Annotated in this window: 9 protein-coding genes; 2 read left to right on the forward strand and 7 right to left on the reverse strand. The window is 63.7% G+C overall.

All coding sequences use genetic code 11. The features are described from left to right. Positions 1–18 precede the first annotated feature (18 nt). The gene (locus ACFOWB_RS07995) at positions 19–4956 is read right to left on the reverse strand and encodes an AAA domain-containing protein (protein WP_378146658.1); all 4938 of its coding nucleotides are present in this window, start codon (positions 4954–4956) and stop codon (positions 19–21) included. A gap of 46 nt (positions 4957–5002) precedes the next feature. Further along, positions 5003–6193 carry a TerD family protein gene (locus ACFOWB_RS08000; protein ID WP_378146660.1) on the reverse strand — a complete coding sequence of 397 codons (1191 nt, stop codon included), beginning with the start codon at positions 6191–6193 and terminating at the stop codon, positions 5003–5005. Between the two features lie 347 nt (positions 6194–6540). On the opposite strand from ACFOWB_RS08000, the gene ACFOWB_RS08005 reads away from it, so the two are divergent. Next, positions 6541–6792 carry a hypothetical protein gene (locus ACFOWB_RS08005; RefSeq protein WP_261403826.1) on the forward strand — a complete coding sequence of 84 codons (252 nt, stop codon included), beginning with the start codon at positions 6541–6543 and terminating at the stop codon, positions 6790–6792. A gap of 87 nt (positions 6793–6879) precedes the next feature. Continuing rightward, on the forward strand, positions 6880–8634 hold the full coding sequence (locus ACFOWB_RS08010; protein ID WP_261403825.1) for a DUF4236 domain-containing protein: 1755 nt from the start codon (positions 6880–6882) through the stop codon (positions 8632–8634). A gap of 115 nt (positions 8635–8749) precedes the next feature. On the opposite strand, the gene ACFOWB_RS08015 is transcribed toward ACFOWB_RS08010, so the two are convergent. From ACFOWB_RS08015 to ACFOWB_RS08035, 5 genes are all read right to left on the reverse strand, one after another. Continuing rightward, complete coding sequence (locus ACFOWB_RS08015; protein WP_261403824.1) at positions 8750–9736, reverse strand: HpcH/HpaI aldolase/citrate lyase family protein; 987 nt, start codon at positions 9734–9736, stop codon at positions 8750–8752. Then, positions 9733–10830 carry a cysteine protease StiP family protein gene (locus tag ACFOWB_RS08020; protein ID WP_261403823.1) on the reverse strand — a complete coding sequence of 366 codons (1098 nt, stop codon included), beginning with the start codon at positions 10828–10830 and terminating at the stop codon, positions 9733–9735. The genes ACFOWB_RS08015 and ACFOWB_RS08020 overlap by 4 nt, the downstream gene beginning before the upstream one ends. Positions 10831–10843: 13 nt before the next feature. After that, complete coding sequence (locus tag ACFOWB_RS08025) at positions 10844–11584, reverse strand: hypothetical protein (protein WP_261403822.1); 741 nt, start codon at positions 11582–11584, stop codon at positions 10844–10846. Further along, positions 11581–12663, reverse strand: coding sequence for a phosphoribosyltransferase domain-containing protein (locus ACFOWB_RS08030; RefSeq protein WP_378146665.1), 1083 nt, complete (start codon positions 12661–12663; stop codon positions 11581–11583). The genes ACFOWB_RS08025 and ACFOWB_RS08030 overlap by 4 nt, the downstream gene beginning before the upstream one ends. An 81-nt stretch (positions 12664–12744) precedes the next feature. Beyond that, positions 12745–13266: a DUF1523 family protein gene (locus tag ACFOWB_RS08035; RefSeq protein ID WP_261403820.1), complete on the reverse strand. Its 522-nt coding sequence runs from the start codon at positions 13264–13266 to the stop codon at positions 12745–12747. Position 13267 lies beyond the last annotated feature (1 nt).

A 13267-nucleotide genomic window follows, 5' to 3' on the forward strand; every position in this document is an offset into this window, starting at 1 on the left:
TTTACCCGAGGCGAGACTTCATGCCGCGAGCGCGCTGTGACGCTCGATCCGTTCAATAATGCCGGTGCGCTTGCGCGATCCGAGATCGACCTCGATCTCCTCTTCCTCGCCGACGCCGACGAGCGCCAGACCGAGCGGCTCGGAGATGTGCACGATCCCCTCTTCTGGCCGGTTCTGGTCTCGCGACAGCGTCACGCGCAAGGCCCGGTTCGGCTCGTCGTCATAGCGGAGCACGACAAGGTCGCCTGGCTGCGCCACTAGCCGGTCGTTGTCGACAGCCGGCGGCGTTGCGGGGGCGGCGTCAAACAGCTCGTTTCGGCCGGCCAAGGCGTCTGCGCCCGACGTCGCACTTGCGCCTGCGTCCTGGATCTCCGCCGCGGTTTCGCCGACCTCGCGGAATTCGGTCCAGACGCCGTCGAGCGGCTTTGACCCGATCGGCTCGATCTCCATCGCCGCAAGCGTGCGCTTGAGATCGGCCATGCAGGCGTCCTTGTCAGCGATCCAGTTCGAGCCCCAGCATCGCCAGAACGTCCAACCGAGGCGTTCGAGCGCCTGCTGGCGGCGGAAGTCGGCGGCCCAGACATCCGGGCCATGCCACTTGTCGCCGTCGAGTTCGATCGCCAAGCGGCGATCATTGGCGCCCTCGACCACGAAGTCGATCCTGAAGCCGCCGACCGGGACCTGCGCCTGGAGGCGGTATCCCATCCCGAGCATCCGCTCGGCGAAATCCTTTTCAAACCCGCTTTCGCAAAGCTCCAGGACGTCCTTGCGGACCACGAGCCCGCCCTCGCCCATCGGATTGCGGAAGTGCTCGATGACCGCGAGTTTGAGATCGCCCTGCTTCAGATCCGAGCTCGTGACGGACCGGACGAGGATCATCCGGTCGCGGGCGCGCGACATGGCGACGTTGAAGCGCTGCTCGTAAAGCCGCGCGCGGGAGGTCACGACCGTCTTGGAGCACACCACCATCGACAGGATAATGATGTCCCGTTCGGCGCCTTGGAACTTGGCGGCGGAGCCGAACATGAGGTGATGACGGTCAAAGATCTCGGCCCCGAACTCGGCCATGGCGCGATCCTGGATCACCTTGACCTGCTTGTCGCCGACCAGAGAGATGACCCCGACCGTGCGGCGCTCCATCGCCGGATCGGCGACGATCCTGCGGAGCTCCTCGATCACCGCATCGACCTCAGGCAAGTTGATCTGGCTGTCGCGCCGACCGTTCTTGACCAGGATATCGATCAGGGGCGGATCCAGGCGCTGGCTCGCCGACGGCAAGCGCATCGGAATGAGCGCGCCGTGATAGAACCGGCTCGAAAACCGGATGATCGGCTCGATGCACCTGAAGTGCTCCTTCAGCATGATCGCCTTGCCCGGGAAGATGATCGAGGCGAGCTCGTAGAGGCTCGTCGAAGGGTCGAGCTGGTCGGCGTATGGGAGGCCTTCGAGATAGGTCGTCCTGAGCTGGATGACCGTCCGTTCCTCGAGGCCAATCGGGGTCGGCGAGACCTGCTTGTCGTCGCCGACGATGAGGATCTTCTTTCCCCGCAGCAGCGCCGGCAGCGCCGTGATGTCCGACTGCGACGCCTCGTCGACGATGACGAGGTCGAAGGCGGCGAGGCTTGCCGGGATCTGTTCGGATATCCGCCATTCGGGCATGATCCAGCACGGCACGGCGTTCGCGGCTTCGAATGCGGCGTCGCGGATGACCCGTCGCTGCCGCGGCGCCGATTTGCCGGTGCCTGCCCCGAGCTTGGCGACCGCCGAGGCGAACTTGGCGAGCGCCGTTTCGATGCGCGCGGTCAGCGAGCTCTTCAGGCCAAGGAACGTGCGAAGGCGTACGACTTCCGCCAGCAGGCGGCGCTTCTTGCCTTCCAGCTCCGCGCGTTCGTCGGAAAGCTTGCGGATGGCGTCGCGATCGCCGATCGCCCGGATGAAACCGGAGGCCCGTGACCATTCCCAGGCGCCGCGCCAGTCGGCCGGCGTCCAAGCGTCGTCCTGCCCCGTCGCCGGTTCTCCAAGGAGGTGGCTTGCCCATCTGCGAGCGCCCGATGACGCGACCTTGGCCGCGACCTTCTCGAGCGTGCTCTTGGCGTGATAGAGAGCCTGAAGGCGCGCGGCCTCGCGCAGCATCCACGACCAGTCGTGGCTCAACCGGTTGACGTCGACGTCCTCATCGCCGAGCGCGCCCGCGAAGGCCTCAAGCGCTTCGTTGAAATGGGTGTCGCCCCGCCCCGCCAGCGCGATCAGGCGCTCCTTGACGGCCGATGCGGTCGCGGTCTCCACGGCCCCGAGATTTGCCTCTAGAGCGTCCTTGGCGGACTTCACGGCTGCTTCGTAGACCGTGAGGTTCACGTCGAGACCGTAAGGGAAGATCGTCTGCAGCCGTCGCGCCATGTCTTCGGCTTCGCTTGCAAGCGACAGCATGGTTTTGGAGACTTCGCCGAGCCGGATGACGCGCTGCACCTGTTGGGCGCGATCCTCCGGAATGACGGGCAGGCCCAGCTGTGGCGCGAGCGCGTTCCACTGCAGCGAGAACTGGCGGATTTCGGACAGCCAGCCGACATAGCCGGCTGCGATCGTCCACTCGTCCCGGCTTGCCGGAGCCGTCCCCATGACGCGGACAATGGCGATGCTCGCCTTGAGCTGCCCTTTGCCGAAGGAGAACACTCCGAACGGGTTCTCGCCGCGCGCGAGCGCCGCCACCGCGCCCGAGAATTCCGGATCGTTCGGGTCGCCCGTTCCCAGATCGATCGCCTGCATCGCATAGGCGTCGCCGTCGGAGGACAGCGTCACGGCCCTCTCCGCAAAGCGCCGGACCGCGGTCGTCGATGCGTCGGTTGGCGTCTCGTGTCGCGCAAGCGAGCGATAGGCCTTGAACGCCCAGGGCTCGTTGCCCTCGCCATGGGCGAAGTCGCTCAGCGCCTTGATCCAGACCTGGGCCTGCCGGGCGCTCTCGTTCTGGCCAGTGGCCATGATCAGCGTTTCGCCGGATCTCGCACGGTCGCCGGCCAAATTTGCAGCCAGCAGGTCGCGATGCGCGGCGAGCAGGTTCGGCATGTCCGGCAGATCCGCCGCTATCGGCAGGTCCTGTGAGCGGTACGCGATGTCGTCGCCCAGTGCGATGCGCGCGGCGCGGGCGTCGCGAATATCGCCGTCACCAAACTGAGGCTCAAAACGTGCTCCCAGGTCGAGATCGTCGGTAAACCACAGGAAGGTCGACTGCCCTTCGACCACCGTGCGCGCCAGATCCATCGGAAGCACGTCCGAGCCTGCGGCCGATACTTTCTCGAGGTTTCGCCGGGCGTAGTCGATCAGCTCGACGTCGATCGCCTTGATACGGTCGCTGACGTCGGCAAGCGCGTTCTGCTTGTCGCCGATTTCACGCGAGACCTGAGCGACGTTGATCTGCTTGGCCTCGCTGGCGAGCATCTGGATCGCTTCTTCGAGCTGACCCGCGCCCTCTCGATCCGAATGGATGACGCTGATCGCAAGCGCCCGGATTCCCTCCGGCAGCTTCTCCCGAACGGCTACCAGGGCTTCCGCGGATTTCGCGGTCACGAGAACACGCTTCCCGCAGGCGAGGTAGTGTGAGATTATATTCCCGATTAGATGCGTTTTTCCGGTGCCCGGGGGCCCCATCACGTGCACGGCGGGATCTTCCTCCAGGCGGTACGCGATGGCTTCCTGATCCGCATTCGTCGCGAGCGGAAAGAAGAAATCGTGCGCGGCCTTCGGCTGGAGATCGGCTACGCCAGATCCTTCGCCGACCCCGGCTCTCCAGCTGGCCTGCCCGAGATCGATGCCTCCGCCGCCATAGATCTTCTCGTCGCTCGGCGGCGTGACGAACCTGACGCCAGCCTCTGGGATCTCTTCGATCTTCTCGGCGCCCTCGACCGAGCGGATCAGCTTCGAAATGTCGGCCTTGCGGAAGTCCTCCGCCCTGTTGCGGGCATAAAGCACCCAGGTATCGCTGATCCGCAGCGTGTCGTCGGCCACCGAGAGCTTGCGGTTGGTCTCGTCGCGGCCTTCCTCGTCCGGCACATAGACGCCGCTCGCCGACAGGCGGGCCGCCGCGCTCTTCAGGATCGTCTCGAAGGTTTTCTTGGTGAACGGCGAGAACAGGATGTCGGGATCGTCGATGACCCGCTGCAGCTGCTCGGCGGCGTCGCGTGCGAAGGCCTTGGAGCCCTCGACGTCGAGGGCGTGGAACGCTTTGAGGTTCAGGACCGGCGAGGCCTGTCGCGGCATCACCGAGAGGGAGCCGTCCTCCTCGAGTTCGACGTCAACAAGCTGCTCGAGAACGGGGATCGAGAGCTTGCCGCGCTCGTGCTTCCAGCGCGCCATGCCGACGCCCCAGACGAGCTCGATCTGGTTGTCGTCGCCGGCCGCGAGCTGGCGCTGCTGGATCTGGTAGATCTTGTTGTAGACCGAGATGGACAGGCGCCGCGGCCGCTCAACCTTCGCCCAGGCCTCCCAAGGACCATCGATCCACGCGGCGAACAGCGACTGGAATTCGCTCATGGTCGCCGGGCGCAGGATTACGTCGAGCGTCGAGGGGTGGTCCTCGTCGGCGTCGAGCGGCCGCAGGACATCGTCCATCCCGATCAGGCCCGCCTCGCAGAGATCGGAGATCTCTTCGATCGACAGCCTCAGCACGCGCTGGGGGAGCAGCTCAGGCTTCTTGTCCGGCGTCGGGTGGGCGACCGGGACGATCCAGTCCGTGAACATGGTGTCAGGCGCGGGCGGCTGCGTCTCGCGCAGTCGCTTCATCCGCATCCAGGTCTCGCCCTCGCCGCTGGTCTCGACACCTTCGAGGTCGATCAGGTCCGCCTCATAGAAGGCGGGAACGCCGGCTTCGCCGAGGTCGTAGATGATGCGCTCGTTGAGCGTCAGCAGCTCCGAAGCATAGAGCAGGACGTTCTTAAGGTCGGCCTTTGTCTTGTCGAGGCTCACGTAAAACTCTGTTTCCAATAAGGAGTTGAGCGAGATCGCTGCGGGACTACTTAAATTCGACGACGCCCGCGCTCATCTTGATCGAACCATCGGGACTGAGCACGGGCGCCCGTTCGGAGAACCGCTTGCCGTAGCTCTCGACCTGGGAGACGCGGGCCTCGCCCTTCACGGTGAAATCGATGAGGGCGATGACGGTCCAGTAGCTGAACGAACTCTTCTCATTGAGCCCGCAGGTGACCACCTGTCCTGCCCCGTTGTCCACCACCGCTCTGGCCCCGAAGGACTTGAACGATCCGACGCCGTTGGAAAGGGCCGAATAGGCCGCGATGGTGGCGTAGCGCAGCGCCTCGGGCTTGTGGATCAGAACCGTCTCCACTCCCGGCTCCGTCGAGTCGCCGAGGAGCTGGACATGCGGCGCCTCGCCCGGTGATCCGAGTCTTCGATAATAGGTCATGCCCGCATGGCCGGCGACGTCGACCCAAAGGCAATAGAGATCGAGGTCGCCGCGGCTCTCCCATTTCAGGTAGGCTGTGATCGGCTTGTCGTTGACGAGATTGATCGCCGAGCGCTCTCCCTTCTTCGACAGGTTGATAGACGAAGGGCCGGCGGAAGCGGCGGCCTGAGGCACCGGGGCGGGAGGCGCGGCCACGGGGGCCGCAGGGACCGCGGCCGGCGGCGGAGCGACAGGCGCTGGCGGCGGTGGGGCAGACGTCGTCTCAATCGCGGTCTGCGGTTCGCCGACGTCGACGCCGAAATGGCGAGCCAACGGCCCGAGCCCGCCGTTGAAGCCCTGCATGATCGAGCGAATCTTCCAGCCGCTGGAATGCCGGTAGACCTCGGCGAGGATCACTGCCTTCTCTTCGTTGAACTCCGGTGCCTTAAGCTGGATCGACTGCCCGGTCGAGCGCGCTTCGACAACAAGTCCCTTTACGTCTCTGACCGGCCCTTCGCCTGCGATAGTTAGGTAGAACTTCTCCACCTCCGCCGGCGCGCGTGAGGGGCGGATGTCGAAGGTCCAGAGCTTGGTCGCCATAGATAGTTCGACCGGGTCCGAGGGGCCGCCGGGCTGATTGAAGAACACCATGCTGGCGTCCGAAAGCACCTTCCCGGCTGGGCCTATCATGAAGCAGGACGCGTCGACTTCATGCTCCGAGCTGAAAATTCTGACGTCGACCTCAATGCTGATGTCATTTGGACCGAGGAGCGCGTTCGCTCCTGGGATCAGACTATGCGTCACGCTATGTCCTTGCCGGTTTGGCTTCGCCTGAGGAGGTGTCCGCCCACCATGGTTGAGTCGTCAACGGATCTAAACCGACTCAAGCTCTGTCGTCATCATCGGTATGCCGACGGTTCGAACGAACTTAAGCCCACCCGGGCTGTCGAGACGTAGCGCATTGAAATACAGAACACTGACGCCATGCATTCCAAGATTTAGCGAAGTTCTAACATGAATTGCGGACACAACAGTAAATCATTTTGTCTGCACGTGAAGAATGGAGAATCCAAGTGGGCCAAGTAATGCACCGCACACATAAATGAAAAATCTGTGCACGATATCAAAGTATCGATTTTATAGGCGGAGCCATGACTGACGACTTGGAGCCTCAACACTGGATCCGAAAGCTGCATGGCGCGCGCGGACCAGCTTTGAAGGCCGCCGAAAAGGTTGAGACGCTCGTAGAGCAACTTAAGGCACTGGACGAGCAGCGGGTTCGGTGCGCGAGCGTGCTCGCGGGCGCCTTGGCAGACGCCGAAACCCTCGCCCACGAGAACTGGAGCGAGGAAGAGATCGCAGTCGCAAAGCGGCAGACGGTCAATGCCCAAGTAGTAGGCTGAGCGCCCGAAGGTGCGGACGTGCAATCTAGGAGCGCGTCTGTCAGATAGGATCACAGACGTCGACGGTATGCCCTGAAGGAGCTCACGTTGGGCTTTCGGTTTCGTAAGTCGGTCAAGCTTTTCCCGGGCGTCCGGTTGAACTTTTCAGGCTCTGGAGTGAGCGCAAGCGTCGGCGTGCCCGGCGCGACGGTCAACTTCAGCAAGCGCGGCCGCACTACCACGCTCGGCCTTCCGGGCACCGGCCTTTCCTACCAGGACCACACGCCTTGGGGCGGCAAGCGGCAGGGTCGTCGTCGCGCGCCTCCTCCTGTCCCGGTCCCGGCTCCCTATACGCCGAGCTATGAGCCGCCGGCCCCGATCGATACCCCGCCGCCATCGTCTTCGCTCGTCGACCTGCGCAGCGTCGAGACCGCCAGGCTGACCTGTCCGGATTTGGTCGGGGTCAAGCAGATGGTCATCGAGGCCAGCGCACAGAAGGCCGACCTCGCCAAGGATTTTCGGCTTGCTTGCGCGGCTCGCGAGACCGTCTGGCGCAAGCTCCGCCGTCGCGAGCAGGCTCCTCTGAAGTGGGTGTTCGGCTCCCAGATCGAGCGTCGCCGCGCCGATCTGCTCGACGCCGAGATGGAGGCGCTGAAGGTCGCCGAGGCCATCTTTCAGTCGAAGGTAAACCTCGATTTCGGCGTCGACCGTCGCACGCTCGACGCCTATCGCGAGCTCGAGATCGCCTTCGATGGCATCCGATGCGCGTCACAGGTCTGGGACGTCACGGCGCTGGACACTGTCGAAGCCGAGCGTACAGGGCGGATCCTGTCGACCAGTTTTTCTCGCTCGCAGGTGGTTGTCTCTCTGCTTTTTGACGGATCGGTGAAAACCACTCAGGCTGGGTTACGATTTGAGAACGCCAACGGCGGCGATCTCGAAATCTATCCAGGCGTCATGATCGTCAGGGAGAAGGTTGGAGCCGACTTTGCGCTTATCGACCTGCGGCAGGTCACTGTCGAAGGTATGGACTTGAGCGTCATCGAGCTCGGGGACGTGCCCGAGCGTGCGACTATTTCGGAGCAGGTTTGGGAGAGGGCCAATCGAGATGGAAGCCCAAACCGTCGTTACAGCGCCAATAGGCAGCTCCCGGTGTGTCGCTACGGAACACTGAAATTCCATGCCTCATCAGGCCTTATGGAGGCATATCAGGTTTCCGAAGCAAATAAGGTTCTCCCGTTTGTAAGCGCCTGGGGCGAGTTGCAGCGTGCTCTTGCAGCGATGCCCACCCAGCCCACGGGCCTACCTGTCGCTACCCCCGAGATGCCGACAGAAGACGAGCTTTTGGCGATGCTACCCACCCTTCCGGCCGTGGGCGGTGCGTGGGGCGCCTCCGCACTCGTCGTGGCTGGCGCGCTGTTGGCGATTGTGTGGGCGCTGGGACAGGCCGCAGGCCCCCCGCAGCCGCCGGTTCACGATACGGTTTCGGCAGCGCCCGCAGGGATCTCGATTGAACCCGCGCCGGTCCGACCGGACTCCCCTCAGCCCTCGCCGCTTTCGCCAGATGCAAACGCCGATGTCGTTGCAGGCCGCTCGGCTCCGGCTGCGGCGACGGGGCCTACCGATCGGACATTGGCTCCATCGGCTCCGCCTGGTCCTGTGGAGAGCAGGACCAAGAGGGTCGCAGCGCGAAAGGCGGCGAACGTCCGCTACAGCGCCGACCAACGCTCTGGCGTCGTCGGAAAGGTCAATCCCGGGGACACGTTCGACATTCTTGTCAGATCGGGCGAGTGGGCGCAGATCGGTCGGGATGGATTGAAGATCGGCTGGATCCACGGCAGCTTGATCGAGCCGGTGGATTAACAAACCACCACGGACGCAGTCGAATTGACCGGTACGCCCCAAGACTACGTTCGCGAGGCTGCGCCAATAAACCTATTTTGGATTTACTGTTGCAATGGCGTCGGATGATTCTCAACTAACGCGCAATCGCAAGTTGACCGCCATAAATGACAGGCTCTGGCATTACGGAGATTTCTGACTCTAAGTAACTCTGGCGCGAATTTGCTATACCTTGAACTTCTGCCCTTGCTACGATCTTCTCAGCCCAAGCTCGGTGTGTTGTGGGTTCGCACATTGCGCCATTCAGCTTGAAAACCGCCGCGGCCACGGGTTCCAGGATACGGAGGGCGGCTTCGAAATCGGCCGCGCTGACCTGAAACGCCGCATTGATCGGCCTGAGTTGGCAAGGATGTATCGCGGTCTTGCCTACTAGTCCGTGGGCGACGTCCCGTGCGAGTTCTGCCGAAAGTGTATGCGCGTCATCCAGTATTTCGAAAACCGGCGCGGTAAGTGAGAAGCCTGCGGAACCAAGCTGCGCCGTGAGGTTGCCGACGACCGAGGCCAGTGGACCATCGTACAGCGTCATTCCTGCGATCCTGCGGAGACCTAGACTGGCCAGAAGGTCGTTGCCGCCGATCCGCATCGCCAGCACCCGATCGCGACCAAGGCCAATCACCTCGTCGCGAAAGTCGCGGATACCGAAAGGATCAAAAAATTCCTTGGTTTCGAGGGTGGGCATCAGCAGCAAATCCGTGCCGGCGACAGCGTCGTACCAGCTCGTCATGCCTCCAGGGCAGGCCTTAGGGGCGACGAAACCATCGAAGACGACGGAATCATTCCATTGCGCGATCTTTCGCGCCATGTCGATCGAGCGCGGTCGAACGAAGATAAGCGGATGGCCATCGCGATCCGGATCGACCTTTAACGCCAGCGTGATCTGGCGGAGATTGGCGAGCCCGACTTCGACATGGCTCGACAGCAGCGAGTCCTCGAGGCAGAGGACGACCGACTTCAGGCCAGGGTGCTTCTGGCCACGCACGATGTCGAGAATCGAGATATGCGTCGCCGGCATGTAGAGCGTGGCGCCCAGGGCGAATGGCGACGGCCGAGGCTTCAGCATCATGAGGCCTTTCCGATCAGGGTGACGGCGCGATAGGGCGCGATCCCGCCATGCAGCGTCTCGAGTCGAACGCCGCGGTCGGTCGCCAGGTAAACCAAGGCCGCGAGGTCGGGATCGAAAGGGTCTGAGATGAAGACCCGTTCGGGCATGCGTCGCAACACAGCGCGGGTCGCTTCGGCGATGCCCGGCTTGACGCGGTTGAGGTTGCTTACGCTGTAGTCTGCCACGATCCGTCCGACTGTCGCTTGAGCGACTGCGGAATGGCGGGCCCGGTCAGCGTCGGTCCAGACGGCCGCTTCGGCGTGCAGCAGGCGTAAGCCCATCTGTGCCCAGATCTGGTCGACGAAGGCGCGGCTGACGTCGTGGCGGGAAAGGCTGACGAGGTCGAGGCAGCCGTGAAAGCCGCCCGAAGCGATGATCTCGTCGTTGAGGATCGAGCGGCTGACGAGGCCGGAGACGGTCGCCCCGAGGATGCCCGACGGGATCAGCCAGTCGTCGCCGGAGGCCGAAAGCCAGGCGCGGCCGCAAGGGTCGGCAACCACGACCAGGCGCGGCAGGACGTCAGAGCCGGCGAGGCTCTTCTCGAGTTCGCCGATGATCGCACCCTTGCCGGTCCAACCGTCGACGAAGACGACGCCGGCGGGATCGCGGCGCGCTGTGATGTGACGCATCGCCTGCTCGTCGATGCCGCGGTCGCGGATGATCGAGACGCCGTAGTGGGCGACATCACGGCCGAGCGCCTTGAGCGCGCGCTTCAGGACCACGCCGACCGGCAGGCCGGCGCGCACGAGGCTGACGAGCGTGATATCTCCGGCGATCTCGCGGGAGAGAGCTTGGGCGAGGCGCGCAAGGTCGTTGGCCATGCGCTTGGAACCGGCGTCGAGCGCCTTCTCGTACACACCGACGTAAGCCGGATCTGGAGCCCTCTCCTCTGAGATCATCTCGGAGTAGTGACGCTTGCCTGTCTGGATCAGCTTCTCCTTGGTCGCGACATCAGTCGGCGCGACGTTCGTCGGCTGCAGCAGGAGCTCGACGTCCTCAGCAGCATAACTGCCGGAGAAATGGGTGATTTCGACGCTTTGAGCGAGCGTTGCCATCGGAGCCTCCAGCTCAGCAGGCTAAAAGCCTGGAAGTGATTTGACTGCGGTTTGGTGCTCCCCACCAGTCGCATTGTGACAGGAAGGGAATGTCAGTCAGACTGTCTCCAAGCCCGATAATCGGACGCTCTGGATTGCACTGCCTTATCTTTGCCAGGATATGTGACACCGCTCGTTGCTTCGAAATCGCAGAAGGAATGAATGCGAGATTGTTTCCATTGAGATGGACGGTCCAATTCGTGGGAGTATTGGGTAGTGTCGCCAGCAGCGACAGCTTGGAGCCTTTTTCATCATCGTTCTGCTTGACGACCGCGTAGGTTCCAACGTGGCCTTCCCTCACAATCCAGCTTCGGATCGAAATTCCAAGCTCTTCCGCAAACCTGTTGGCGTCTTGGAGGACCAGGCCCAATCGTTGCTGTTCTGGCTCGAGATCTTCTGCGATCTGTTCTCGCCAGAGTGGGTCGGTCGAGCCGTCCGGTAGCAGGATCAGCGCTCCGTTTGACAAGATCGCCCCGGCTGTGAATGGCAGGTCTACTGACTTGAAAGCTTCGGAGCCGCGCGCGGTGACCGGGATGAGGTCGGTCGTCGCGACAAGCCAGTCGACGAGCGCGGCCTGCGGGCGGTTCATCATCGAGTGGCGGCCGTTCCTGGCGGTGGTGACCTGCTTGAGGAACGGCTGCTCGCTCTCGGGATGCTTGGCCGCCGTCGAGAACAGGGTGTCGTCGAGATCGACGAGGCAGACGGGGCGAATCACGGCGAGACTCCGTCGATGTCCGAGACGATCTCGGGGCTGATGGCTTCGATGAGGGTGGGGTCGATGGTGTCGGCCGTCGTCTCGACGCACAGGATGATCCGGTCGTAGAGCGCGGGGTCGACGTTGTAGGCGAAATTGGCGATGCCCAGGCCGTAATTGTCCGAGAAGGCGAGCGCCGAGCCGATGGCGTGGCCGACCGCGATCGGCGAGCGGGTGACCGAGGAATAGCGCACATGGGCGCCGTTCTTTTCCAGCGCTTCGGCGAGCAGGAACGGCCGCCAGACGTGTTCGCCGGTCCCAAGGACGAGGATCCGTTCGCCGGGGCGGCAACGGGCGAACTCCGACGGGACGTCACGGTGGGAGAGGACGCCGAGCCGGCCCCAGTCCTTAGCCGGGTCGATGCGCGCCGCGCCTGCTCCGGTGACGTCGACATGGGGCATCTCGATCGCCGGCGCCTTGGCGTCGGGCGTCCAGCTATAGCGTCCCGACAGCAGCGAGACCGAACGGCAGCCCCGGCCGATCGCCGCGACCGCCTTGCCGTCGGACCAGTCGGTAAGCGTGACGAGCGAGACGTCTTCGGCCGTGATGCCGGAGGTCCGGAGCGCTGCCACGAGATTGATGAAGGTCTTGCCCGTCGACATCTCGTCGTCGACGAGAACGAGCGAGCGCGCCTCGCGCACGGCCGCCATGATCTCAGGATCGGCGGGCTCGTGGATCAGGTGCGTGGTTGCGTGACTGTGCTCTTCCTCGAAAGTCGCCAGTAGCGGCGCGTCGAGGCGATGGCGGGTGGTCGTAAGATAGACGACTGTCCGGTCAGGATTGCGGCGGACCAGTTCACGATGGACGCCTGCGCCGAGGCCGACCGCGGTCTCGGCCATGCCGATCACGAGGATTGGCTTGTTTCCAGTCATCACGCACTGGCGGGCGAGCGCGTCGTAGCTCGACTGCATGGCTGAGGGCGCGACGGGAATGTGCCGGCCAAGCACCCGGGAGACAAACAGGAAACCGCGCTTTGGATTGCGGCGCTGGGCGAAGCCGAAAAGGTCGATCGGGGGAACGGCCGCGCGGTCGACCTCCACATCAATGCTCCCGGTCAGGAGATCGGCGTGGAGACCGTCGCGGTCCCTGAGCGCGCGGAGGGCCATGGGGGTGACTGGACCTCAGACCGTGGGCTTGCGGAATCGGCGCGTGGCGCGCCACAGGGCGACGAGCACGCCCGCCAAGATGAGCAGGAACACCGTGTTGAACCAGGGGAACGGCGAGGCGTCGGCGGCCGCGCGGGTCACGCTGGTCGCGTTCGGAAACCACGACACCAGCGGGATGCGCCAGCCATAGGACGAGATGATCGCGGTGCCACGCTCGCCGGCGATCGAGTTCGCCGTCGCCTGGACGTCTGTGGAGTTGAACTTGAAGTAGAATGGAAAGCCCCAGCTGGTGTCTTCGTTCTCGAAGACATGGGGCTTCTTGGACTCGATGTCCTCGGCGTAGATGTAGAACACGTCGCGGGTCTCGCGACCGCGACCGTCGCCCTGGATGCGCTTGCCGTCGGCGTCGACGCGGACGACCTCTGTGCCGGTGATGCGCAGCACGTCCTTGGACGGAAAGTAGAAGCTTGCCATCAGGATGAAGGGAAGGAAGACGACCGCGGCGAAGACGATCAGGAACATACGGGTCTTGGTCATG

Source organism: Chenggangzhangella methanolivorans (assembly GCF_042648545.1).
Lineage (GTDB): Bacteria > Pseudomonadota > Alphaproteobacteria > Rhizobiales > Methylopilaceae > Methylopila > Methylopila methanolivorans.

Coding starts and splice junctions, on each gene's coding strand:
- ACFOWB_RS08005 (WP_261403826.1), top strand. CDS start 6,541: ATGACTGACGACTTGGAGCCTCAACACTGGATCCGAAAGCTGCATGGC.
- ACFOWB_RS08015 (WP_261403824.1), bottom strand. CDS start 9,736: ATGATGCTGAAGCCTCGGCCGTCGCCATTCGCCCTGGGCGCCACGCTC.
- ACFOWB_RS08020 (WP_261403823.1), bottom strand. CDS start 10,830: ATGGCAACGCTCGCTCAAAGCGTCGAAATCACCCATTTCTCCGGCAGT.
- ACFOWB_RS08035 (WP_261403820.1), bottom strand. CDS start 13,266: ATGACCAAGACCCGTATGTTCCTGATCGTCTTCGCCGCGGTCGTCTTC.